Genomic DNA, 24,806 nt, shown 5'->3' with positions numbered 1-24,806 from the left:
GAAAATAAAAATAATCTAACCTAAATGAGTTAACAATATGGGAAATACTAAATATTGGAAATGCCAAATATTAGAAAAGACTGATTAGTCATTTTTCATCACTATTTTATCGCAGTATGAGTGTTAGCTCTGCACCATCCCACTGACTTCTGCCGACTCTAATACAACCTTGATGAGATTCCGCAATGAGAGCTACATAGGCAAGTCCTAAGCCATGACCGCCGGTTTCTCGGGTTCGGCTATTATCTAATCTTGAAAATGGTTTAAAGATCTCTTCATAGGCCTCAGGAGGAATGCCGGCACCGTCATCAGATACCTTGATATAGAGTGCCTCATCCACTACGGACATGGTGAGGGAGACTTTAGAAGCTGTATACTTGTAAGCATTGAGCAGAAGATTATTGAGCGCAAGCGTTGCGAGTTTTTGATCTATTGGGAAGGTTGTATTTTCAATGTGCTCTTCAAGGGTCACTTCTACAGGCTTCATCGGCATTAACGAATGAAGGATATGAGAGGCCCAATGTTGTAGATCTACGGGAGTTTTGTTAGGGAGAATCTCCTGCTGTTGCATTTTAAAGAAATTGAGGCTGGTATTGATTAAGGCTTCTAATTCCTCTAAATCGTGATGAATCCCCGGCAATTGTCGTTTCATGGCTTCGATAGTATTGGCTTCATCCATCATTGTAAGACCAAAACGGAGCCGAGCAATAGGTGTGCGTAATTCATGTGCCATGGCATGGAAGATCAATTTACTATCGCGCATCTGTTGATTGAGGCGATTCGCCATTGTATTGACCACTTCTGTGAGCGTTTTAAAGAGCCAACTATTGGCCTTAGGTGTTCGAGAGGAGAGGTTGCCAATGGAGAGCTGATCGGCAGTGGCACGAAGCCGCATAGCATCACGCCAAAGAGGGAGAAGCGCCAAAAAGAGAAAGCAGACGAAGACGATAGCACTCACCAGTGAGCAGATGAGAATAAAGAGGAGCAGTGCAGAGGTATCCGCATCAAGAATATCATTATTGGCAAGCGGGCCTATTTGTAATAGTTGTTGGTCTGGGCCAAATCGCAGATAAATAGTATTGAGTCGATCATCGTAAGCGAGATGATCTTCTTGAAATTGGGCATCGATTTCCGGTGGCAACGTGGTATCTAGTGGTAAAATTTCGACTTCAAATTTAAATCGTTCACTGATTTTATCGACTAAGGCTTCATCGTGAAGTGGATCACCATTGAATTGCTCCGTTAGGAGTTTGGCACTTTCGTCAAGCATTTCTTGATAAAATTGATAATCTTCGCTCAATCCTGTCCAGGCTTGGGGAAGTGCCACGAAAATGTGAAGAGCCCCATAGACGATAATACTTTGCGCAACTAGCATAATGCCGAGATAAAGAATTACACGAGAGGTAAGAGAGGGTTGTTGTGGGTAATCTTTTGTTTGATGATGGGATAGATGTATTGGCTGGCTCATGTAATGACAGATTCCTCTATTTATTTAATACGCATAATGACCACTATGTGTTATTCAATTCCCTATATGCTATTAAATATTTTGTACCGGCGTATCGAGCGTAAAGAGATAGCCTTTGCCGCGAACGGTCTTAATCCACGTAGGATGATCTGGATCCTCTTGCAGCTTTTTGCGAACACGAGATATTTTCGCATCAATAGAACGATCATCTCCATCAAAATCAATACCTCGAAGATCATTAAAGAGATCATCCCGCGTTAAAATAGTGCCCGCATGACTTGCTAATAGCCATAGCAGATCAAATTCTGCGGTTGTAAAATCAAGTATTGCATCTTTGATTTGAACTGTACGGTTATTGCCATCAATTGTAAGATCACCAAAAGTGAGTCGTTGAGCTGATTGATACTGCGGTTGGATAGCATTTATGGGTATTGAAATTGGTATTTGCGATGAGTCATCTCGACCATTAGCCGTCATGGGGCTTAGATGATGAGTAGGTTGTCTACGTAGCAATACTCGAATTCGTGCAAGTAAGCGCCGAGGTTCGACAGGTTTAGTAAGATAGTCATCTGCCCCTAGTTCAAGGCCGATAATCTCATCAATATTATCTTCACTTGCGGTGAGGATCAGAATAGGATTGTGATAGAAAGGGCGTATGTCTCGGCAGATATCAAACCCTGATTTACCAGGAAGTAACACATCTAAGATTATAAGATCAGGTAGCAAATCTAAAATTGTAGCTTCTGCCGTATCCCCTCGAGTATGACAAGTAACGGTAAATCCTTGCATTTGTAGATATTCGCTAGTGAGGGTAGCAAGACGTGTGTCATCCTCAATAATCAGTATATGTTTAGACATGATTTTCTCGGTTTTCGGCGCATAGGCCCTGAAAATGTGATAAAAGTTAAATATTTGTCAATTATAACATATTCCTCCCCTTTTCGAATTGTGAATGGTTACACAAATTACACAAAAGTTGTATAGCGTATTGAGGGAAAACTAGGATAATAATGCTCTATATTTGAGTAAATTTAAGTAAAAAATTTAGGTAATTCAGGGATTTCAAAATTATTCATTATTATTTTAAGGTTAATGTGTGGCTATGAATAACATTATATTGTGTGACTTTGATGGGACAATTAGCCTCAAAGATGTAACAGATACCTTGATCGAGCATTTTGGCGAAGCCGGTTGTGAAACTTTAGAAGCGGCTTGGGAATCAGGGCAGATCGGATCTTTAGAATGTATGGCGGGGCAAGTAGCACTGTTAAGAGCAGATCAAGCCATGTTAGATGCTTGCCTAGAGGCGATCGAAATTGATGAGAGTTTTATCCCATTTTTAGAGACCATGTGTGGGCGCAATATTCCTGTCGCGATTGTCAGTGATGGCTTAGATTATGCAATTCGATATATTTTACAAAAGCATGGCATTACTGACGTTCCCATCATCGCTAACCATCTTATTTATGAGGGGGATTCCCATTGGCGGTTAGAGTTCCCTTATGCAACTTCCTTTTGTAAGAAGCAGAGTGGCAATTGTAAATGTCATCAAGCGGATCGACTCTATGAGCAATATTCCGAGATTCTCTATGTAGGCGATGGCACTTCTGATTTCTGTGTCTCCCATGTGATTGATTTTGTCTATGCCAAAGGGAAACTTATTCATTATTGTCACAAACATGGCATTCCCCATCAAGCGATTATGAATTTTGCCGATATTGTGACGCATTTAGATGGAAAATGAGTTCAATAGGGATATTGATCATAGCTATTGATAAGGGGCATTGATGAGAGCTGTGGAGAAGAATGAGTAGTTGAGTAAGCTAAAAAATAAGTTAAAAAATAAATTAAAGAATTATTAAAAGAAGTATTAAAAGAATAAGTAAAAAACAGAAAATAGGTAGTGAATGAATGATTAAAGATGTCAGCTTTATGTTGCAAGGGGATCGAAATATTGGTGTATTATTGATCCATGGTTTAACCGGTACCCCTAATGAAATGCGGATCTTAGCAAAAGGGCTGAATAAAGCAGGTTTTACCGTCTATGCGATGCAGATTGCCGGCCATTGCGGAACAGAAGCGGATCTTTGTAAAACAACTTGGCAAGATTGGTATCAGAGTGTTGAAACTGCGGCTGAGAAATTACAGCAGGAAGTAGAGCATCTTTTTGTCGCAGGTCTTTCAATGGGGGCGGTATTAGCTTTGAAACTTGCCGAAGAGCGGCAAGATATTGTGAACGGGGTTATGACCTATGCAACCACTTTTCGATATGATGGGTGGAGCATTCCCTTTTATGCGAAGCATCTCTTTTTTCTACTGAAATGGTTTAAGAAATGGGGGATATTTCAAGATCGAGCTTTTGCTGAAGAGCCTCCTTATGGCCTTAAAGATGAGAAAATTCGTAAAGTTGTCTCTGATAGTATGTTAGGCGGTGATGCTGCATCTGCGGGGCTTGCGAGAAATCCATATCCGTCATTAGCAGAGATGCTCTATCTATCGGAAGAGGTAGAGCGCAACCTTGGTAAAGTGACGGCCCCTTGTTTGATTATGCATTCAAGTCACGATGATATTGCTGATATTGAGACGAATGCGCGTGTGATTGAGCAGAATGTGTCAGGTCCTGCGACCTTAATCCCATTACACGATAGTTATCATCTTATTACGATTGATCGGGAACGCAAAGCGGTGATCGATGCTTCAGTCAATTTTATTGAAGAAGTCGTTCAAGAAATGGCAAAAGACTCTGTTGAGGAAGCCGGCAAAGGAGTTGTATGACAGGGTTAATTTTAATTCTATGGATTGCCAATGTGGCTTTCGATACGCTTGGGCAGATCGCGTTTAAATATGCGGCGAACAATGAAACTGATAACGAGACTATGTGGCGCTATTGGCAGGGGATTCTTCGACAAAAGTGGCTCTGGGTCGGTATTTTTGCCTATATTGCCGAGTTTTTTCTTTGGCTTGCCTTTCTGACCTTAGTGCCCTTGTCAAAAGGGGTGTTACTTGCCGCAATGAATATTATTACTATCATGCTGGCAGGACGCTTCCTTTTTAATGAGAAGCTGATTCCTTTGCGCGTAATCGGGATTGCCTTTATTACTGCCGGTGTGGCGATTGTGGGGATCTTCTAATGAAAAAGTTTTATTTAATTGGTTTTGGTGTATTACTGCTTTTCGATACATTAGGACAGACTAGCTTTAAGTTAGCGGCAATGGAAGCAGAACCTTTAGAGATGAGTCTTGAATGGATCATCCGGGTTTTTACTAATGTTTGGATTTATGTGGCCATTTTTGGTTATATCATCACATTTCTTGCTTGGATGACGCTACTGCGGCATGCGCCTGTAGGGCCGGCATTTGCGGCTGCTCATATGGAAGTTGTGACCGTTATGATCGTATCCGTTTGGCTCTTTAATGATGAAATTACCCTTGGACGACTCACTGGTGCCTTGTTTATTATTATTGGTATTATCTTTTTAGCCTTTGCCGAGAAGAGAGCCATGGCACTTGAAGAGGCGGAGAAAGCTCAAGAAGAGGTCAATCAGTAAAAATAGCGAGTAGGGAAGTGAGAATAGAGATAGTATCTTTAGGTTAGAAAACGAGTGATTCAAGAGAGAGTCACTCGTTTTTTGTATCAGCAATGAGTTGAAACCCATTTATAGATTAGGTTACTTAGGACGAATGATTTTCGATATAACTTTTAGCGGCTTTAGCTAAAAAACTTGAACGGTTATCATGATTTTTAGCAGTATATTCATCAACTTGCTTAATAAGGTATTTAGGCCAGCTCACATTAAATCTTTCGGGTTTTAGTGTATAAGCAGATACATCAATATCAATAGTCACGTAATGTGCATTTTGGTAATCTGGATTACTGAAGATTTCATCTAGTGTAAAAGGAATTACATTTGGCTGGATACCATCTTCTAATAACCCTTCAAGTTGAAAAATAAGGGCATCTTTGGCATTAATCACTGCTTTCTCTAACGATTCCCCTGAACTGAATGTGCCAGGTAATGATGGGATTGTAACACCATAACAACTATTAGAATCTTTATGAATCACTAAATGGAATAACATAATATCGACCTCTATATTACCATTGAAAACCAATCATACTTATTATGCGGAGAATTGTAATCCGGCTTGTTTAAGAATGCTTTTGACTGTACCGATAGGTAAATCTTTTTTAGGATGAGGAATAGTCACTCGTCCTTTTTTGTACGGATGTTTATATTGATAATGTGATCCTTTGCTTGCAACAAAATACCATCCATCATTCTGAAGTAATTGAATTAACGCTTTACTGTTCATAAACACTATATTTGTGTGTATTATTACACACAAATACTCCTTTTACTAGAAAAATGATATATCCTTCTTGAAAAAATGACTAAGATTTCAATTAGCATTTTCGATGAAGTAAGTTTTTATATTTCTATAAAAATAGGACAGATTTATGAAATTAGGGAACAATAAATTAGATCAATTCCTTATTCCTTCAATCGCTCAATAATTCTTGTATTAAAGGCATTTTGTTGTTCTTGCCAAATGGTGAGAGATTCCTGTGGAATTGGGGCTTGTTGATCGAGTTTGCTTAAGAAGCGTTTCCAAGGGGTTTGATAATGATATTCGGATACTTCACCGGTAATATCTGCGGCGATAATACGGGGTTTGAGTTGATCGATCACTTGCCATAAATGATCTTCTTCTAAGATTCCTTGATCCCAATTGGTCTGAATGACATCTGTACTAAAGGCATCTTTATCGATGGAGAGATAGAGATTATGGGTCTCATTTTTCATAGTTTGTAAGAAGCAGTCGATTAATTGATCCGGTGAAGCAAAACTTTTAAAGGCTTTTTTTAAGCCGATATAGTGTGCCCACTGTGTATTGACCTGCATTGACCAATAGGTGAGTTTGTTGCGATAGAGCGGGCGGAAGTGATTTTCAATTGCATGGGCAAAGCCAATATCATTTGAGGTAATTCCTATAACATGAATATGCCGAATGTGTGGCAGTTTCGCGGCATGAAATACCCACGAGCCACAATGAATGCCGAAAGGGAAGCGCATATTATCAGGGTGATTATCAAACACAATAAGATCAATGGGTTGCTGATCTGTAGAAGTGCCTATAAGGCTATTGCTCTGCTTTGCTAGAAGTCGTTCTAATAATAGAAGCGTAATATGATGATAATCACCACTGCCCACAAATACCGGACCATATTGGTCTGGCATTTGGTGATTGAGCGCTTGACGTAAGATATCAAAATTTTTCATACTTGAACCAAACCGAATGCTCTCTTGCCACGCTGTGAGTTCGATGGTTTGAGCTGATGCTAAATGCACACTCTGATCAAAATTGAGGATAAGGGGGGGCGCTGTTATTTCATTCATTGTAATAGTCATTTTCTTATGAGTCTGCTGTTAATCTGTTGGCCGATTTTATCAATCTTTTTGATTCAGTTTTTCTAAGGTGTTTTGATCGCTTTCAAAATGATGGCTCAATCGCTTTAAGATAGCTCTTAAAATAGGGTTACGAATATAGATCGCATGTTCAGTTAGGGTAAAAGAGGCACCTAAATAAGCTTTAATTTCAGGATCAGTCCAACCGGCAATGTAACGCGTTAAGCCATGGGTGGCAGCATAATCTAAATTATAGAACCAACTTAAGTAATAGAGATTATGGGTTCTAGCATCAGGATAGATAAAACCGACATATTTATCAATCAAGCTGTCACCTACGATATAACAGATATTATAGCCGATCAGTTTCCCTTGATAGGAATAGGTAAATACTAGGCCATGACTGCTGCTATCTTGCAAAATAGCGTTGAAAAAGTCTCGGCTTAATTGATCAAAATGAATCTCACTCTGATTAAAAACATTGAGGTATAACTCGTAATAGTCGGTTAATAATTCCGTATCAAAGAAACATTCATCACCGGTTTGAAGAATCTGAATCTCGATATCCGCCATACTTTTGAGTTTACGCCGCATATCTTTACGCCGGGATTTAGAGAGCCTTGCGATATATTCTTCTGAATTAGCAAAATCAATGGGAACCCAAGCGAGGGCTTGCCCAGAGAGAATCAGGAAGTTTTCAGCAGTGAGTGCTTCTTTAAAAGTAGCGGCTGCTTGATTAGCCTCATCTGTTAATAGGGGCGAGTTTTGGGGGATATCTTTCACAATAGTCAGGGCAAAATCGCGAGTATATTGTGAGCGAATCTGTCCGGCAAGATTCGCTAATTCAGACTTATCAGTGACTTGAGGTAATAGGCAATATTCAGACACAGTGGTACCCACAAAGCAGCTATTCCACGTTAAAAGCCGTGTTAAGAAGCGATGTAACGGGATTTTAGAGAACTTTTGAACAAAATCATGATCGGCGGTTGTCAAAAGATTAAAAGGCGCACTAAATGCCGGGAGCTCAGGGATTCGATTTTGAATGATAAAATCATAAGGTGGGTGCGCGTTGAATTGATGGATAAGAGAAGTTGGTTCCAGTTGTGTAAGATATTGCACAATAATTCCCTTAAAAAAATGTTAAATAGCTGAGATGAGAAGCGATTTGAGGAGTATGTAGAGTAAATTTGGTTTAAGAAAAATGGCTTTTAAACAGCTATTATGGGGTAATATAAAACCGTACTAAACAACACTTGCACGATGCCGGATAGAACGGCTTCCTTACCTCGATCAGCTGATGCGCCGGCATTTTAAGAAGCTTATTTTGAACCGATCTCACTATACAAAATGTCATATTTAGAAAAGAATTTTTAAAAAAAGAGGGTCAATTTAGTCCAATCTATGATCTTTCTAAATTAACCCATCTCTCTATTTGATACTTTTAGTGTTATCTTTCAATATCGTGTTTAACACTATGATTTAGCTCTTTTTAGCACGCGTTAAAAGTTGATCTAATAAGGCTAATCCTTGATCAATCTCTTCAGTAGAGATATGAAGTGAAGGGGCAAGGGTAATGACATTTTTGTAGTAACCACCGACATCAAGTACTAAGCCCATTTTTTTGCCATTCCATTCAAGATCACCGGCTAGACCAATATCTACCATCTTATCTAGTAATGGTTTATTAGGAGTAAAGCCGTCTTCAGTACAGATCTCGGCACGAAGTGCTAAGCCTAAGCCATCGACATCGCCGATCTCTTTATGGCGTTTTTGTAGATCACGTAGGCCTTCTAAGAAGTGTTCCCCTTTTTTCATGACCATCGTTTCATAATCCATCTCTTGCGTCATCTTCATCACTTCTAAGCCTAGTGCCGTTCCTAAGGGGTTTGAGGCAAAGGTTGAATGTGTGGATCCCGGTGGGAAGACTTCAGGGTTGATCAGTTCTTCGCGCGCCCATAATCCACCAAGTGGATTAAGACCATTAGTGAGTGCTTTTGCGAATACTAATACATCAGGTGTTACATCAAAGTGCTCAATTGACCAGAGTTTACCAGTACGATAGAAGCCCATTTGGATCTCATCGACCACTAATAAAATGCCATACTGATCTAAAACTTTTTTCAAACCTTTAAAGAAGTTACGGGGTGGAATAACATAACCGCCGGTGCCTTGAATTGCTTCAATATAGAATGCAGCATACTCAGCTTCATTCACTTTAGGATCCCAAACACCGTTATATTCTGTTTCAAAGAGGCGAGCAAACTCATTGACACAATGTTCACCGTACTCTTCAGCAGTCATTCCTTTAGGACGACGGAAAGGGTAAGGGAAAGGAATAAAGTGTGCGCGCTCACCAAAGTGACCATAGCGACGGCGATAACGGTAGCTTGAAGTAATTGAGGAAGCGCCTAAAGTACGGCCATGATATCCACCTTCAAAAGCGAACATCAAGCTTTTACCATTGGTTGCATTACGCACTAATTTTAAGGAGTCTTCGATACATTGTGATCCGCCGACATTGAAGTGAACCCGTCCCTCTTTACCAAACTTACGTTCCATATCGGTGGCGATTGCTTTCGCTAATTCGATTTTAGTAGGGTGAAGATATTGGCTTGCCATTTGTGGCAATGTGTCGATCTGCTGCTTGAGTACATTATCGAGGCGCTCATTTTTATAACCGAAGTTGACTGCTGAATACCACATCTGTAAGTCAAGATATTGAATATCGTTGGCATCATAGAGATAACTACCTTCACAATTTGTGAAAATTTTAGGCGGATCTACATAGTGAACAGTGTCCCCAAAAGAGCAATATTTTGCTTCATCTTTTAATAATTGCTGTTCATCGATAGTGTGATTTTTCATCTGTCAAGCTCCGTGTTGTCAATGAATTAAACGTGATATGTGATATCGCGTTAGATATTCTCAGAAGCGCCAAAAAGCCTTTAAATTCTATTAAGTAAGGATTTAACTTAAAGTTAGAGTTTATCTGACCTGCAAAAATATTTCATCTAACATCAATATCTATCAATAAATATATAATCGTGCGCATTATCTATTACATCACTCTGCTTGTGTATTAGCTTTCTGTGTACTTTTTGTAACAATCAAGCGTTTTAATTCTTAACTTATTGAATATGATGATGTAACGAGGGTTTCATTTAGCACTCAAATGAATATTAGCTCTGATTACTCTTAGAATTGATAAGCAAATCCAAGTTGCAGAGAATAGAGATTATTGCGATTGACCATCGGGCTTCGACGGATCTGCTTATTGAGATGATCATAGCGTGCGGTTCCCATAATTTGCCATTTAGGGGTTGCTTGATAGCTTAAATTAAGCTCGATATAGGGATTGATCCCTTGCTTACTTTTATATTGTGCTAAGCCAGAGCGTTTTGATTCTGCGGCTGTAATACCATAGTAATAGTTATTGTAACGGCGATCTTGCCAAGTTAAGCCGACAGAGGGCATTACGGTGAGCTTATCAAAAGTTTGTGCAATACCATAATTAATGGCAAAGGTCGTCCCTTTACTGCGGCCTAAAATATCGTGATTTAAGGTTGCTCCAAAAGCACCGAATGAAGTAATGACTGTATAATCCAAGGTGGCCATTGCGCTATATTTCCGGCGATCTAGTTGCTTCATCTGCCAATTATGACTGTGTTTAGGTTTAAACCCCGTCTCATCATAGAGGATACCGAGTGTCAATTGTTGCATTACCGATTGATGTAGATAAAATCCCGCTTCTAAGCCATCGATATAGAAGTAAGGGGATTCGTAATTAATATAGGGCTTCACGCTATTATCATGATCAACGCCGACATAAGGCGATTGGTCGATCTCACCTATTAATCCAAGGCTCAGAGAATCTGCTTGAGCTATTGTTGTGAGGCTGGCAAAACTCAGTGCTAATATAAGTTTAGAAGATAATTTCATATATCAATGATCCTATTCTAATGGAGTATTTTTATAGATAACTTTTATAGATATATTGCTGAATAATTTATTCAAAAGGTAAGTTATTGTACGCTAATATTGTCAATTTTTATAAATCAATGTCAATGATTCAAAGGGGTATTATTTATTGGATTGGTATCCATTTGTTTAGAAGTAGCGAAAGAGAAAATGGTATTTGAAAGGTATAAATGTCTACTTTTTATGGTCAGTGCAGAAGATAGCGAATCAGACTTATTAGGATTTTTGGGGTCATGTTTGTTTAATTACTGCGCAATATTGCTTGAAATCGATGGGAATTCATCGAAATGAAGAATTGAAAAGCCTATTATGTCAAGTCATAAAAGTATTAGAAAAGAGCAATTTATATCGATTTTTATCATTTTTGCGCGATTTAAATCGATAAAGTGACCTTATAAATATTGATTTTCAATATTTTAAATCTTTTATGTTTCATTTTGTTAGATGGAATTCTAAATGTATAGACATATAGTTGAGTGTAATAAATCTACAATAAATTTAATTTTTCATAAAAGATCTGCTATACCTAAGACAGAGTACAAAAAAGTAATCAATATAGAAGTGGACTCATACATAAGATAATAATCTTACATGACAATAATAAAGTAAGAAATGACAATACCAAAGGAGCAACTATGACGACAGAAGCGATGAAGCCGAGTCTCTTTATGCGGTTTTTAAACCGAATTGAATATTGGGGGAATAAACTCCCTGATCCGGTGATGATCTTTATCGGATTATCAGTTTTAACGATTATTGCTTCGGCAATTTTGCATATGATGAATGTTTCCGCATTCAATCCCGTAACTAAGCAAACAGTAGAGGTAGTCAATTTATTAACTATCGATGGATTAACACAAATTATCAATAAAGCAACCTCTAACTTCACAGAGTTTCCGGCATTAGGTGTTGTACTTGTGGTGATGTTCGGGATTGGTGTTGCAGAGCATAGCGGGTACTTCAAAGCATTGATGATCTCAACGGTAGAAAAAGCACCGACAAAACTCATTATGCCGGTAATTATTCTAGTGGCGATGATCGGCACCGTTGCCGGCGACGCTTCACAGATTGTAGTTCCACCATTGGCTGCGATGATCTTCTTACGCTTAGGGTATCATCCTATTGCAGGATTAGTGATGGCTTATGCCGCGGCATTAGGCGCATTTGCGGCAAATGTGGTTATCGGCATGGCTGATGCTTTGGCTCTGTCGTTTACAGAGGCCGGGCTTAAAACCATTAATGTGGATGTGCCAGTGAATATTGCAATGAACTGGTATTTTATGACTGCATCGATGTTTCTACTACTTTTTGTGATTCTCTTTATTACGCATAAAGTGATTATTCCTCGGTTGGGAACTTATGAAGCAGTGGGCAGCGTTCATGAGATTGATGATTTGACTGATCTAGAGAAGAGAGGGCTAAAATGGGCCAATTACGCTCTAATGACAATATTGGTGTTGATCACGCTATTAGCTATTCCTGAGTCTAGCTTTTTACGTAGCCCGGAATCTGGCAGTTTAATTGATGGTCCTCTCATCAAAGGGGTTGCGGTTGTGATCGCTGTCATCTTCTTTGTGCCGGGACTGATTTATGCGGTGATTACCAAAAAAGCGAAAAGCTCTAAAGATATCGTGGAGATGATGAATCGCTCAATGGCGGGAATGAGTACATTTATTGTGATTGTGTTCTTCTCGGCGCAGATGATTGCTATTTTTGCCTGGAGTAATTTAGGACTCATTATCGCTATAAAAGGTGCTTCACTCCTTGAACATCAAAGTGGATTTGTGCTGATTATTGGCTTTATTTTTATCACAAGTCTCATCAATATCTTTATCGGGAGTGCTTCTGCTAAATGGGCACTATTAGCGCCGATCTTTGTGCCGATGTTCCTCTTCTTAGGCTATCACCCGGCCTTTACTCAGATTCTCTATCGTATCGGCGATTCTATTACTAATCCCATTACGCCGATGATGGCTTATTTACCGCTACTTCTCACTTTTGCGAAGAAGTATGATAAGAATATGGGATTAGGAACCTTAATCTCAAATCTCTTCCCCTATACATTGGCATTAGGCTTGATTTGGACGATCTTTGTCTTAATTTGGTACTGGACAGGTTTGCCGGTAGGTCCAGGCGGTCCGATTCATCTTGAGCAACAATATTTTTAGATAGATAGGAGATCATCAGAACTTGATTATTTGATGATCCTCAAATAAACCTAATGGGAATGAAGCTAACGATGACTAACAGCAAGCGTTAGCTATATAGCAATAAATTACTGAGTGAATTACTGGGGAAACATTCACCCAATATCTAACCAAATGAATTAAGAATTACGATTAATAAAGATTACGATTAATAAAATAAATCGATTATTGAATTACTAGAAGGAATATTATGAAACTCGTTACACAAGCAGAATTACAGCCTTATGAAGCAAAACTTATTGAAAATCGTCGTCATCTTCATGCTCATCCTGAGCTCTCTTTTCAGGAATATGAAACGGCGAAATACATTATCAGGGAAATGGAGCAATTGAAACATGCTGAGATTATTCGGCCCGTTGGCACGAGTGTATTAGTGAAATTTGTGACCGGAAAGCCAGGACCAAAGATTGGACTTCGTGCAGATATTGATGCCTTAGCGATTAAAGAAGAGCGGACAGAGTTACCATTTTGCTCTCAAAACGATGGTGTAATGCACGCTTGCGGTCACGATATTCATACTTCAATGTTGCTCGCTGCTTGTCGTTATTTTGATGACCATTTTGAAGAGTTGACAGGGGAAGTATGGGCTATTTTCCAACATGCAGAGGAGTTACTGCCTGGCGGTGCGCAAGAGATGGTCAAAACTGGGCTATTTGATGAGTTGGACTTTATCTATGGCCAACATATCTGGTCAGGAATGCCGGTGGGGATTATTGATATTAAAGAGGGGCCGGCGAGCTCAAATTCGGATACCTATGAGATCCATATTCAAGGTAAGGGCGGACATGCGTCACAACCTGATATGGCCATTGATCCTATTATTATTGGTTCAATGATTGTCCAGAAGTTGCAGACAATTGTCTCCCGTATGGTTTCGCCACAAGAGCCGGCAGTCATTAGCAATACGGTATTTCAAGCGGGAAGAACAGAGGCTTTAAACGTGATCCCTGATACTTGTCGTTTAGGTGGAAGTGTTCGTTCTTCGAGTGACGAAGTGCGTGAGATCCTTAAAAGTAATATTATCAAGATGGCAGAATCGACCTGTGAAGAATATGGTGCAACGTGTACGATCGACTATATGGTGGGTTATGGCGTGACCTATAATAATCCTGAAAAAACAGCCTTCATGCGGCAAGTGGCTGAAAATATTGAAGGCGCTACGATTATTACAGAAAAATGTATGCTCGGTGGTGAGGATTTTAGTGCATTCTCAAAAATCGTACCTTCTACCTTTCTTTTTGTGGGGGGCGGCAATGAAGAGATGGCATTTAATTATCCGCATCATCACCCTAAATTTGGGATTGATGAAGATGGAATGCGTTTAGGGTTACAATTACTAGTAAATGCAGTAGTACAGTATCCGCATTATTTTAAATAGGTTCAAATTTGCTAAAACGGGATGGGTGCAATAACACATTCATCCCATTGTTGTATTCATTATCTTATATTTCTCTATATGAAGTTATCAGGCATAAACTAGAGACTATAGGTTATAGAGAAATGCGATAGAGAGGCTCTGTAAGGTAATATAACGATAGAGGAAATAGCAACCTACAACAGATACGATGATTAATATAATGATTCCTAAAGGTGTACCAGTACGAGATGGCGGACCATATTGATTAAGCTGTTTATTGCCGGGCATCATAAAAGGAAAGAGTCTGATTGCAAGGCTTACAGTAAAGAGCATAAAAAAGTAAGTATAAAAAGCCTCCCGAGACAGTGTCATCGGTAACATAATGACCGCTAGATCGAGTAGATAGGGACAGAGAAAGAGCAGACAAGACCACCAACCTGAGAGTGAGATATCATGCAAACGCATAATAATCATTCGTAAATAGAGCACTATGATTGCACCCACATAGCCGCTATAGAAAATAAGACGAATCAGATTTTTTGTCATATCAATGGATTTATCATTTTCACTAAATAATGAAAAGATCCCTTTTTCTGCGACATAGAAGTAGAGCAGATAGATTAGGGTAAAAAGTACCAAGTAGGTGACAAAACGATTGGCAAATTCTAATCGACCAATTCTCCCTGTAAAGCTTAAAGAGAAGTAAGGAGGGGTATTGATTCGCTCGTGTTGTTTGCTCATGAAACTCCTTATGCAGGTGATATTGCATGATGATTAAGGACGTATTATAGATTGTTCTCTAAAACCGCTCAAGATGGGCTATTTCATTTAAATAGGTTCATATAAAAATCCCCATTTTTAAATGGGGATTTTATTAATGAGTTACTGTAGCTCTCTAGTCATTCATTACGAATAAAAAAGTGAAAAGAAGTATACTGCTTATTTACGTTCTTTAGCTTCTGCTTTTTCTTCTCGTTCTTTAAGCTCTTCAGGTGTTTCAAAGTTCAGTGGTTTACCTGTTAAAACACGCCAGATCACTTTTTTGAAAGCCCAAATATTAACAATACCGAGCACGATTAGCGCTACAATGACGAAATAAGCAAAGTAGAATTCAGACATTAATTTTGGATCTGCTAAAAATCCTGAAGTATCAAAACGAATCACAATGAGTGATACGAGCATAATCACAAAAGCAATGAGTAATAAACTCATCCACAATTTTTTGACTCCCTCTTTTGATAAAAAGAAGAGCGAAGCAATATAACCGATGACTGCAATAGCAAAAAAACCTACGACAATCAGTAATTCCATAGACATAGTAAACTCCTATCAATAATAAAAGAAAAAATTATGCATCCTGCGTAGGGGGATTTTCATGACCTTGTTTATTTTGCTCTTTGAGGTATTCCACTAAAAATTGATGAAAGTCTTCCACTTTTTGAGCGCCTTGTATCGCGACTTCATTATCAATGACAAAGAAGGGAACGCTTTGAATATTAATTCGATGTGCAATGGCCTCATCATCACGAACCGCATTGACGTAAACCTCATCATCTAACGCTTTTTTAACATCGGTCAGGTCGAGTTTAAGTTTATCGGCAATTTCAATCAGTGCGACGATATCACTTAAATTAATGCCATCTTGGAAGTAGCCTTTAAAGAGTAGATCGGCACAAGCTTTAATCTTGCCCGGCGCTTTGCTAGCAACATAATGTAATAGTTGGTGGGCTAAGAAAGTATTTGTAGGAATGATTTTATCATTATTAATGGTTAGGCCTACAGTCGCTGCCATACCTGCGGAGTTCACCGTTAGTTCTTTCGCTTTTTCCACCGTGGTTTGGTAACGTTCAGCTAATACTTCTGCTAGTGTTTGATCCGTAAAGCGCGGTGCATCAGGTGCTAATTCAAAACTACGGTATTGAATTTTGATCTGTGCCATTTCATCTTCGGAGAGAAGCATGATTGCTTGTTCTAAATTATGCTTGCCAATATAACAGAAAGGGCAAGAGAAATCAGACCAAATTTGAATATTCATAGTGATTCTTTCCTTTTTTGAGGATAAATGAGATGATTCTTGTCATTGTAGCGTAAAACTGTATCAGAAGGCACTATCATCGTCACTATTTATTAGTTTTTGCCGATATTTTGCAAAATAAAGTCAATCTTCTTAATAAAATAGAGAGTCGATGAAGGTAAATGCTGTATGGTTAATATTATATCTGATTTTATGAGTTGATGAATTTGTGGATTGATTCATAGTCTTACTAGTTTGAATTGATAATTATAATTAATGAAGGGGATTTTATGAAAGGTGAGAGAACGGTTGCGGCAATTAATCGCTATCAAGGGATGAATCTTTTAAAGACCTTAGAGATTGAAATTCTACAATTAGAGGCAGATTATGCGGAAGCTATTATGCCGGTGACAGAAAAACATCAACAGACGATGGGATATTTGCATGGTGGTGCAACAATAGCCTTAGCTGAAACGATCGGAGGTATTGGATCATATGCGATTTTACCGGTTGAGCTTGGTTGTGTAGGCATGCAAATTAGTGCAAGCCATATCTCATCGGCGAGAGTAGGGGATCGAGTAATTGCTAAAGCGACATTGCAACATCGTGGTAAACGAACCCACGTTTGGGATGTGAACGTCTACTCAGGGACAACCGGTAAGTTGATTTCAACCATCAAGGTGACCAATGCAGTGATTACGCTACCCACTGATAGCAGTTAGCATGGGGTTTTAAAAAGCGCATAAAACCTGACTAACCAACGCTTGCAAGATGCCGGATAGAACAGCTCCCTTACTTCTTACAGCCGATGTGCCGGCATTTAAATAAGCTTATTTTGAACCGATCTTACTATAATATCGGTTTAGTGTGTCGATGTAGTGTGTAGTTAGTTACCAAGATTATAGCCAAAACTGAGGCGACCATAGACTTGATTAGAGTAGTCATTGCGATAATGCATACTTGGACTACTAGAAGCGCAGCCGGCGATGACTAAGGCTAGCAAGGTGATTATTGTGGGAGTTAAAATCTTTTTCTTCATGATTAAACCTCTTATATATATGATTAACATTCTATCATATTACTAATGTCGAGTTTATTTTGCCAAAGTGAGATATAGATAATGCTCGGTAAATAGACTAAGTAAACAGTAGTCAGTAAACAGTAGAGAAGTAGGCAGGTAAGACCTTAAATAATGCTTATTTTGAACCGATATTACTATATAAATAGTAAATCCCAAAATGATAAAAAACCCTAGATCGAAATCTAGGGCTTTTAATGTTACTCACATTGAGTAGCTTATTAATGTACTAAATACTTAGTAAACTAAACAACGATTAGTAGTAACGGATTCTACGGTTCGATTCGCGCATTATACGTTTATAATGGCGCTTTTGAGCCGCAGCCTTCTTACGCTTTCTTTCAGTTGTCGGTTTTTCATAGTACTCACGTGCACGCACCTCAGATACGATACCTGCTTTCTCGCAAGACCGTCTAAAACGACGCATAGCAACGTCAAATGGTTCATTCTCACGAATTTTGACGGAAGGCATTGAACATCACCCCAATTTAATAAAGTTTAAATAAAAATTGCTCTTGTTAAAGTATGATAATCAGGCTTTAAGAAGAGCACCAATCACTAGTGTAGCCTAAATCATTTGAAATTTCAATGAAGAATCAAGGATAGAGGCTACTTCATGAATACTTTTGACTATCTTTGCGCTTGGTTCATAAGCTCATCGAAAGTTTTCTTTTCAGTAACAACTGCCGCTTTTTCAGCTAAAAGATCAACTACTTGATCTTCAAGTGCGATGTTGCGGATATTTTGCATACTGTTTTTATCTTTTTTGAAGTGTTCGATCACTTCAGCTGGATCTTCATAAGTTGAAGCGATGAGTTCTAAACGTTTATCAACATATGATTCATCAGGTTTCATTTGGCTATCTTCGATAAATTGGCTTACAAGAAGACTTAAACGTACTTTTTGTTCAGCTTGTTTTGCGAAGATTTGTTGGATTAATTCCATTAATTGATCAGCTTCTTCACGCGTTTTGGGCTGTGGGAAGTTAGATTGTTGCGCCATTGATTGTGCTTCTGCGATCACTAATGCTTCTGGCACTTCTACTTCATGATTCTTTTCGAGAGATTCAAGAATAGATGCTTTAAAGCGATTATGGATTACGTTATTTAATTCACGCTCCATATTTTTGCGAAGCTCTGAACGAAGTTTTTCAACATCGCCATTTTCAATGCCGAAACGTTCTGCAAATGCAGCATCAATTTCAGGTAATTGACCTTCTTCTACTTTATTGACTTCAATATCGAATTCAGCTTCTTTACCGGCTAACTCTTCTGATTGATAGTCCATAGGGAAGGTGACTTTAATCGTTTTGATATCACCTTTTTTCATGCCCACGATTTGATCTTCAAAACCAGGGATCATGGTGTTAGAACCAAGGAGAAGCGGAGTATCATTTGCAGAACCTCCTTCAAATACTTCACCATCGACGCGACCTACAAAGTTAATAGTTACGCGATCTTCAAGTTTAGAAGCTTGATCGGTTTCTTTCCAAGTTTGGCTCTGTTTTTGAAGTGTTTTAAGCATGTTTTCAAGGTCAGCATCCGTAACTTCTGCTTCAAATTTAACGGCTTCTAACTTGTCAAGATGATCAAGTTTCACTTCTGGCATCACTTCAAATTCTGCAGTGAACGAAAATTTGTTCTCTGGATTTGGCATATCTACAACAGGTTGGCCTGCTGGAGAGAGCTTGTTTTCAGCGATGATTGCTTGGTATTTTTTGCCAATAGCTTCGCCAATGACTTCGTTCTCAACTTCTGCACCATGCATGCTGCGAACGACTTTAACTGGTACTTTCCCAGGGCGGAATCCATCAACACGGACGCGGCGAGCAAGATTCTTGAGGCGATTCTCAATATCTTTGTTGATCTCTTGCTCATCAAGTTCAATCACTACACGGCGTTTGAGGCCTTCTAATGTTTCTACTGACATATCTTATACCTGACTGTTAAGTTGAATCTGAAAATTAAATCAATAAATCAAATCTAAACGAAAAATTTGAATTTAACCTGATGTAAACATTGGTTATTTTAACTAAATTTAAACGCTTTGATTAAACTATTTTGCTATATAACTAGAGCTATCTAGAACTACTAAAAATTTAAATATAAAAAAAGGTGCTATGTAAGCACCTTTTAAATCTTATTAAGGTGATCTAATCACCATAACTAAATATGGTGCGAGCGGAGAGACTCGAACTCTCACGGATGAACCACTAGATCCTAAGTCTAGCGCGTATACCAATTTCGCCACGCTCGCATTTGAGATGTAGATTATACAGTGCTATCAAATCTTGTCAAGAAATTATTGAGTGTTACTGCTTTATTTCAGTTTGAAAAGATCGTTGCTGACAGACCGTTGCTACAGGGAAAGATGATAATCTATTTTGGTAAAATTACAACCCTTTTTCTTACTCAAAATTGTAGAAATAATAGGCGATATTAAGAGTTTCCCTTAGAAATAGGGAGTTACATCTCTCTGATATCTGTAATAGGATCATCCGACAGTATATTAGGGCGTTGTATATAGGCAATGATTTTTTCAGCGCATTCGTGCGGTGTGAGTAGAGCGCCACTCTCTTTCATCTCAATAAAACGTGTAACATTTGGAAATGCCGATTGCTCACTTCCTCGGATCTCTTTTTGCATATCGGTATCAATGACGCCGGGCGCTAAAGCCGTGATGGCAATAGGGTATTTCATGGATTGTTGTTCAAGGTAGAGCGCTCGACTGAAATGATCGATAGCTGCTTTCGTTGTGCAATAAATTGACCAACCTTCGTAAACATGGCGACCGGCACCGGAGGAGATATTGATAATACGTTTTGTGATAGGAAGTGATTGTGTCAATGCCACAAAAGCATTGCTCAGTTCAATCGGTGCCGTCACGTTGATGGCAATCGCTCTATGAATGGCATTCGTATTTAATGCCCCGATTTTTTGAATGGGTTCGATAACGCCGGCATTGTTAATGAGCGTCACTTCAGTCGCTAATGGTAAGAGCGGCGTTAGCCATTCCATAATGCGTAATGTGGCTTCCGGTGCTGTAATATCCATTGTCATCAGATTAGAAAAACCTGCAGGATTAGTTCGAGCAACTCGTAAAACTTTATGTCCTTCCGCTTCTAATATTGAAGCTAAACTATTACCAATGCCACGAGATGCGCCTGTGATGATATATACTTTCATGTTTTACTCCTAGATGGAAAATCGTTGTAAATATTCACCTCTAATTCCAAAATCCTAATCAGTATTATGAATACTATTGATAGTGCTCATTCTATCATTATTTATCCACCTTAAGGGTAAAGGTTTATAGAAGTAGCACAAATGAGGCGAGTAATGAAAAGGGCGATTAAATGGTAAAAGGATTCTAAAGTAATCACAATTTTCAGGTATAATGCCTCTTCCTAAAATAGTTATGAAATAGGGTTCGCATTGTATGAAAGCTTCTAAATATCTACTAACCATGGCACTTGTCTCGAGTTTCTCTTTTGCTTTTTCTGAACAGCTCTATATTAGTGATAAGCTGCAAGCGCCTGTGCGAGCGGGTTCAGGGGATAACTATCGGATTACTAAAATGATTAATGCTGGTGAGCCTGTAGAGAAACTAGCAACCCGAAATGGCTATGTGCAAATTCGCTATGACGGCAATCGTACCGGATGGATTCATAGTCAATTTCTGATGGATGAACCCAGTGCCCGTAACTATATTGAAGAAGCGAAAGCCCGTTATGAGCCACTTCTTAAGGAAAATGAGTCATTAGAAGCGGAAATTGAACGCTTAAAGCAGCAAGAAGAGGATAATATACAAAAGCTCAATGACGAAAGACAGGCTATGGCTTCAGAAGTTGAAATTTTGACAGCCGAAAATGAGGCACTGAAATTAGAGATTGTAGAGCTCAAAAAACTCTATTCTCATGAAATGGAATTGGCTCAAAAGAATGATGAGCTTAATAAACAAGATCATGTACAAAAGGTCGAAATCACCCGTTTAAAACAGGAAAATAGCCGACTACAGGATGCAAATCGTAGTAGTGAATGGACAGCAGGTGCATTGATTCTATTGGGGGGGATCATTCTTGGTTCTGCCATTCTACCGCGGCTGTTTGCGAAAACACGACGTAAGCGTAGTTGGGACTTCTAATAAGAGTCTATTCGTGTATTAACATGAGCCTATAAATGAGAATGGAGCGTTATAAATTGTTGGATGCTTGAGAGAAAAATTTGACACTTCTCATAATAAGCGCTTAAATAGATCTTGCCGATTTGATACAGCTTGCGGGCACAACAGCTAAAGCGTGATATAGAGAGTAGAGTTATTAGACTATCTCTTCTATCCGAATAGATGACCCGTAACAGATGTTGCGGGTTTTTTTGTGTCTTTTTGATAATGAATTATTTAGGTCTATCTATGATTTCAGATGGTAAACCAATATTTAAGACAAAGAGGAGTGATTTTAATGAAACAATACTTTCAACGATTTTATCAACAGATATGGGGCAAACTGATCACTGTGATCGCACTTTCAGCTTTAGTACTTGTAGGTTGTAATGAGACACAGAAAAGTACAGAAACAGCTCCAGCAAGCGAGAAAAAAGAGATCGTCATCGGTGTTACAATCGGTGTCAATGGGCAGATAGTGCGAGATGTTGTTGGGCCATTGCTTGAGAAGCAAGGTTATAGTTATAAACTCATTGAGTTTGCCGATTATATCCGTCCTAATCTAGCACTAGCCGATGGCGACTTAGATATCAATATCTTCCAACATAAACCCTATTTAGATGCTTTTAAGGCGCAACATCATTTAGCCATTGAAGAGGTTTTTCAAATTCCAACGGCACCTTACGGGCTGTATGCCGGTAAAACCAAGCGTTTAGAAGATGCGTATCAAGGAATGAAAGTCTCTGCACCGAATGATCCCTCTAACTATGCACGTGTGCTTGTGATTCTCGATTATTTAGGCTGGATTAAGTTGAAAGAGAATACGAATTATCTGACAGCTTCTCGGGAAGATATCGCTGAAAACCCACTTAATATTGAAATTATTACATTAGATGCCGGACAACTGCCACGCTCACTACAAGATGTAGATTTCTCAGCGATCAATGGAAATTTTGCGATTAGTGCCGGCTTAGATCCTAAAAATGCCATCTTTACAGAGCCAACTTTTACCTTTGTTAACTGGTCAGCTGCACGTATCGAAGATCGTGATGCACCTTGGTTAAAGGCAATTACTGATGCATTTAATTCAGAGGAACTCAAAGCCTATACTGCCGAACATTTTGAAGGTTATCAATTGCCGGAAGCTTGGGCGCAAGATAGTCATTGACCGATTCAAGGGTATAAAGTTAAGAATATGAATTCAAGAATATATCCAAATACATATCGATAGTTACATACCAATATTGAATATCGACTTCATAATGAATGAAGATCGTCTTAAGGAGATAATATGAAACAATTTGTGAAAAAGGGGCTTTTAGTTGCATTAATAGGGGCAACTACTATTTTAGCGGCTTGTAATTCTGAGGATAAAACAGCGGATTCTCACGATTTGAAAAAAATCCGTATCGGCACAACGGTTGGGGATTTTGCAGATATGGTGACCGATTCTGTGAAACCGCAATTAGAGAAAAAAGGCTATGAAGTAGAACTTGTTGTTTTTACCGATTACGTTTTACCGAATAGAGCATTAGCGGATGGTTCACTAGAGATCAATACCTTCCAGCATCTTCCATATCTAAATTCTTTCAAAACATTGAATAATTTGGATCTAACCGAGGTGTTTCAAATACCGACAGGGCCATTAGGAATCTATAGTGGTAAGAAAAATAGCTTAGAGAATTTACCAAAGGGTAGTAAATTTGCTGTTGCTAATGATCCTAGTAACTTTTCTCGTACTTTGATGCTACTTCAAGATGCCGGCTTAATTACACTGAAAACCGGCATTGATCCACTGAAAGCAACGAAAGCAGATATTGCCGAGAATCCTTATGCCATTGAGTTAGTACAATTAGAAGCACCCCAATTACCGCGTGTGCGTGAAGATGTGGATTTTGTGGTGATTCCCGGTAATTACGCTGCAAGTTCAAAAATTCCTTTCTCTGAAGCACTCTTTACTGATCCTGGTTTTATCTTTATTAACTGGGCTGCGGTGAAAACTCAAGATGTCGATGCGCCTTGGTTAAAAGATGTCACAGAAGCTTATAATTCGGATGAATTTAAAGCTTATGCCAAAGAGCGCTTTGCTGGTTATAAATATCCTGATGCTTGGGGAAAGTAGCAATCGATGAGTTGTATAGAGTGGTATTAAGTAATATATGCGTAATAAACACAAATAAGCGTATAGAAGCAATAAGACATAAGATAAGGATTAAGCCATTATGCTGACCAATTCTTAAAGAGAATGAATCGGAATAATGGCTTTTCTCATCTCTATCTCATCGCTATCTCATTGCTATCTCATTGCTATCTCATTGTTTTAATGCGCCGGCACCATTGAACCATCTTGTAGGATGGCGTGAATTTTTCCATCCCAAAATTCTACTAAAAAGAGATCCTCTAATTGATGGAGATTCAATTGGGCAAGCTCTCTCTTTAACCAGGTTTCATCTCGGCCAATTTTTTCTAATTCATCCTTATAAACCTCTCCTTCTTTTAGTAACACTATTGAGGGCATTTGCGCACGATCACAGATAATGGTGAGTTGGCCATTCGGTTCAATTTGCGCAAAATAGACCTCTTGAAAAGAGTGAATACCTTGAGCGTGCATTTGGGAGAGAATGTTGAGAATATCTATTTTATTCTGTTTCTCTTTCAATATTTCCATCTGAAATTGACCATCTTTGATAATCGTAATGGGATTACCGATAGTTACATTACGTACCAATCGAATATGCTTGCTAATCCAATGAATGAGGCTAATCATCGATACGCCAATGAGTAGCACGACAACATATTGTGTTAAAGGAATGGCATCGCTATAAATCACGCCACCAATAATGCCCCCGAGTACGAAATTTCCAATAAAATCTACCGGCGTAAGTTGCGATAGTTGTGTTCGACCGGTGAGATTCATATGGGTCAAAATAATGGTAAAGCCAATCATAAATTTGATCATTGCTAATAGATAGTAGGGCATAATGTCGCTCTTTTATGTCGTTGATAATAAATCCGTTAAAAGCGGCTTTGGAAGGTCGTTGGAATAACAAAATGTTATAACAAAAAGGAGATCGCAAGATAAATGTTCTCTTATTCTTCTATTTTAAATAGATTTAAAAATATTGATATTCTATTT

25 protein-coding genes and 1 tRNA gene are annotated in these 24,806 nt (G+C 38.7%); 10 read left to right on the top strand and 16 right to left on the bottom strand.

Translation table 11 applies throughout. From position 1 onward, the window contains the following. Nucleotides 1–106: 106 nt before the first annotated feature. Nucleotides 107–1,468 (bottom strand): ATP-binding protein, encoded by a 1,362-nt coding sequence (locus tag WMO13_RS05485; protein WP_026879480.1) that lies wholly within the window; start codon nt 1,466–1,468, stop codon nt 107–109. Between the two features lie 72 nt (nt 1,469–1,540). Beyond that, nucleotides 1,541–2,326 carry a winged helix-turn-helix domain-containing protein gene (locus WMO13_RS05480; RefSeq protein WP_026879481.1) on the bottom strand — a complete coding sequence of 262 codons (786 nt, stop codon included), beginning with the start codon at nt 2,324–2,326 and terminating at the stop codon, nt 1,541–1,543. A 244-nt stretch (nt 2,327–2,570) separates the two neighbouring features. Between WMO13_RS05480 and WMO13_RS05475 the strand changes: the two genes are divergently transcribed. From WMO13_RS05475 to WMO13_RS05460, 4 genes are all read left to right on the top strand, one after another. Continuing rightward, nucleotides 2,571–3,212: an MtnX-like HAD-IB family phosphatase gene (locus tag WMO13_RS05475; protein WP_051396322.1), complete on the top strand. Its 642-nt coding sequence runs from the start codon at nt 2,571–2,573 to the stop codon at nt 3,210–3,212. A 167-nt stretch (nt 3,213–3,379) separates the two neighbouring features. Next, nucleotides 3,380–4,243: an alpha/beta hydrolase gene (locus WMO13_RS05470; protein WP_026879483.1), complete on the top strand. Its 864-nt coding sequence runs from the start codon at nt 3,380–3,382 to the stop codon at nt 4,241–4,243. Further along, the gene (locus WMO13_RS05465) at nt 4,240–4,599 is read left to right on the top strand and encodes an EamA family transporter (protein WP_026879484.1); all 360 of its coding nucleotides are present in this window, start codon (nt 4,240–4,242) and stop codon (nt 4,597–4,599) included. Before WMO13_RS05470 ends, WMO13_RS05465 begins: the two co-directional genes overlap by 4 nt. Continuing rightward, nucleotides 4,599–5,015, top strand: coding sequence for an EamA family transporter (locus tag WMO13_RS05460; RefSeq protein ID WP_026879485.1), 417 nt, complete (start codon nt 4,599–4,601; stop codon nt 5,013–5,015). Before WMO13_RS05465 ends, WMO13_RS05460 begins: the two co-directional genes overlap by 1 nt. Before the next feature lie 124 nt (nt 5,016–5,139). Here WMO13_RS05460 and WMO13_RS05455 read toward each other — a convergent pair whose 3' ends face one another. The 6 genes from WMO13_RS05455 to WMO13_RS05430 all read right to left on the bottom strand — a co-directional run bounded on the left by WMO13_RS05455 (nt 5,140) and on the right by WMO13_RS05430 (nt 10,814). Further along, on the bottom strand, nt 5,140–5,547 hold the full coding sequence (locus WMO13_RS05455; protein ID WP_026879486.1) for a type II toxin-antitoxin system HicB family antitoxin: 408 nt from the start codon (nt 5,545–5,547) through the stop codon (nt 5,140–5,142). 42 nt (nt 5,548–5,589) lie between these two features. After that, nucleotides 5,590–5,781, bottom strand: coding sequence for a type II toxin-antitoxin system HicA family toxin (locus tag WMO13_RS05450; RefSeq protein ID WP_026879487.1), 192 nt, complete (start codon nt 5,779–5,781; stop codon nt 5,590–5,592). 179 nt (nt 5,782–5,960) lie between these two features. Further along, nucleotides 5,961–6,866: an arginase family protein gene (locus tag WMO13_RS05445; protein ID WP_026879488.1), complete on the bottom strand. Its 906-nt coding sequence runs from the start codon at nt 6,864–6,866 to the stop codon at nt 5,961–5,963. A gap of 51 nt (nt 6,867–6,917) precedes the next feature. Continuing rightward, a complete protein-coding gene (locus tag WMO13_RS05440; RefSeq protein WP_026879489.1) occupies nt 6,918–7,994 on the bottom strand; it encodes a GNAT family N-acetyltransferase in 1,077 nt (358 codons plus the stop codon). 360 nt (nt 7,995–8,354) lie between these two features. Next, nucleotides 8,355–9,740 carry an aspartate aminotransferase family protein gene (locus WMO13_RS05435; RefSeq protein ID WP_026879490.1) on the bottom strand — a complete coding sequence of 462 codons (1,386 nt, stop codon included), beginning with the start codon at nt 9,738–9,740 and terminating at the stop codon, nt 8,355–8,357. A 330-nt stretch (nt 9,741–10,070) separates the two neighbouring features. Beyond that, entirely contained in the window at nt 10,071–10,814 is a 744-nt protein-coding gene (locus WMO13_RS05430; protein ID WP_051396323.1) for a MipA/OmpV family protein, read from the bottom strand. 674 nt (nt 10,815–11,488) lie between these two features. Between WMO13_RS05430 and WMO13_RS05425 the strand changes: the two genes are divergently transcribed. Next, the gene (locus WMO13_RS05425; RefSeq protein WP_026879492.1) at nt 11,489–13,021 is read left to right on the top strand and encodes an AbgT family transporter; all 1,533 of its coding nucleotides are present in this window, start codon (nt 11,489–11,491) and stop codon (nt 13,019–13,021) included. Nucleotides 13,022–13,250: 229 nt separating this feature from the next. Beyond that, a complete protein-coding gene (locus WMO13_RS05420) occupies nt 13,251–14,438 on the top strand; it encodes a M20 metallopeptidase family protein (RefSeq protein WP_026879493.1) in 1,188 nt (395 codons plus the stop codon). 105 nt (nt 14,439–14,543) lie between these two features. Here WMO13_RS05420 and WMO13_RS05415 read toward each other — a convergent pair whose 3' ends face one another. The 3 genes from WMO13_RS05415 to WMO13_RS05405 form a co-directional block, all read right to left on the bottom strand. After that, the gene (locus tag WMO13_RS05415; RefSeq protein WP_026879494.1) at nt 14,544–15,158 is read right to left on the bottom strand and encodes a DUF805 domain-containing protein; all 615 of its coding nucleotides are present in this window, start codon (nt 15,156–15,158) and stop codon (nt 14,544–14,546) included. 198 nt (nt 15,159–15,356) lie between these two features. Beyond that, nucleotides 15,357–15,734: a hypothetical protein gene (locus WMO13_RS05410; RefSeq protein ID WP_026879495.1), complete on the bottom strand. Its 378-nt coding sequence runs from the start codon at nt 15,732–15,734 to the stop codon at nt 15,357–15,359. 31 nt (nt 15,735–15,765) lie between these two features. After that, the gene (locus tag WMO13_RS05405; protein ID WP_051396324.1) at nt 15,766–16,452 is read right to left on the bottom strand and encodes a DsbA family oxidoreductase; all 687 of its coding nucleotides are present in this window, start codon (nt 16,450–16,452) and stop codon (nt 15,766–15,768) included. Nucleotides 16,453–16,721: 269 nt separating this feature from the next. On the opposite strand from WMO13_RS05405, the gene WMO13_RS05400 reads away from it, so the two are divergent. After that, nucleotides 16,722–17,153 carry a PaaI family thioesterase gene (locus WMO13_RS05400; protein ID WP_245601179.1) on the top strand — a complete coding sequence of 144 codons (432 nt, stop codon included), beginning with the start codon at nt 16,722–16,724 and terminating at the stop codon, nt 17,151–17,153. 612 nt (nt 17,154–17,765) lie between these two features. Here the strand turns inward: WMO13_RS05400 and rpsU are convergent. The 4 genes from rpsU to WMO13_RS05380 form a co-directional block, all read right to left on the bottom strand. Further along, nucleotides 17,766–17,981, bottom strand: a complete 216-nt coding sequence (rpsU, locus tag WMO13_RS05395) for a 30S ribosomal protein S21 (protein WP_084331539.1) — start codon at nt 17,979–17,981, stop codon at nt 17,766–17,768. A gap of 158 nt (nt 17,982–18,139) precedes the next feature. Beyond that, complete coding sequence (gene tig / locus WMO13_RS05390; protein WP_026879497.1) at nt 18,140–19,438, bottom strand: trigger factor; 1,299 nt, start codon at nt 19,436–19,438, stop codon at nt 18,140–18,142. Nucleotides 19,439–19,681: 243 nt separating this feature from the next. Further along, nucleotides 19,682–19,765 (bottom strand) — tRNA-Leu (locus WMO13_RS05385). A gap of 209 nt (nt 19,766–19,974) precedes the next feature. Continuing rightward, nucleotides 19,975–20,694: an SDR family NAD(P)-dependent oxidoreductase gene (locus WMO13_RS05380; protein ID WP_026879498.1), complete on the bottom strand. Its 720-nt coding sequence runs from the start codon at nt 20,692–20,694 to the stop codon at nt 19,975–19,977. Nucleotides 20,695–20,947: 253 nt separating this feature from the next. On the opposite strand from WMO13_RS05380, the gene WMO13_RS05375 reads away from it, so the two are divergent. The 3 genes from WMO13_RS05375 (at nt 20,948) to WMO13_RS05365 (ending at nt 23,792) form a co-directional block, all read left to right on the top strand. Further along, nucleotides 20,948–21,652, top strand: coding sequence for a TIGR04211 family SH3 domain-containing protein (locus WMO13_RS05375; RefSeq protein WP_026879499.1), 705 nt, complete (start codon nt 20,948–20,950; stop codon nt 21,650–21,652). A 316-nt stretch (nt 21,653–21,968) separates the two neighbouring features. Then, nucleotides 21,969–22,838: a MetQ/NlpA family ABC transporter substrate-binding protein gene (locus WMO13_RS05370; protein WP_026879500.1), complete on the top strand. Its 870-nt coding sequence runs from the start codon at nt 21,969–21,971 to the stop codon at nt 22,836–22,838. A gap of 123 nt (nt 22,839–22,961) precedes the next feature. Beyond that, nucleotides 22,962–23,792: a MetQ/NlpA family ABC transporter substrate-binding protein gene (locus WMO13_RS05365; protein ID WP_026879501.1), complete on the top strand. Its 831-nt coding sequence runs from the start codon at nt 22,962–22,964 to the stop codon at nt 23,790–23,792. A gap of 198 nt (nt 23,793–23,990) precedes the next feature. Here the strand turns inward: WMO13_RS05365 and WMO13_RS05360 are convergent, their stop codons facing one another. After that, the gene (locus tag WMO13_RS05360) at nt 23,991–24,650 is read right to left on the bottom strand and encodes a DUF421 domain-containing protein (RefSeq protein WP_026879502.1); all 660 of its coding nucleotides are present in this window, start codon (nt 24,648–24,650) and stop codon (nt 23,991–23,993) included. Between the last annotated feature and the right edge of the window lie 156 nt (nt 24,651–24,806).

Source organism: Ignatzschineria larvae DSM 13226 (assembly GCF_038500265.1).
GTDB lineage: Bacteria > Pseudomonadota > Gammaproteobacteria > Cardiobacteriales > Wohlfahrtiimonadaceae > Ignatzschineria > Ignatzschineria larvae.
The sequence above is the reverse complement of the archived record's forward strand: the minus strand, read 5'-3'. Positions and strand labels throughout refer to the sequence as shown.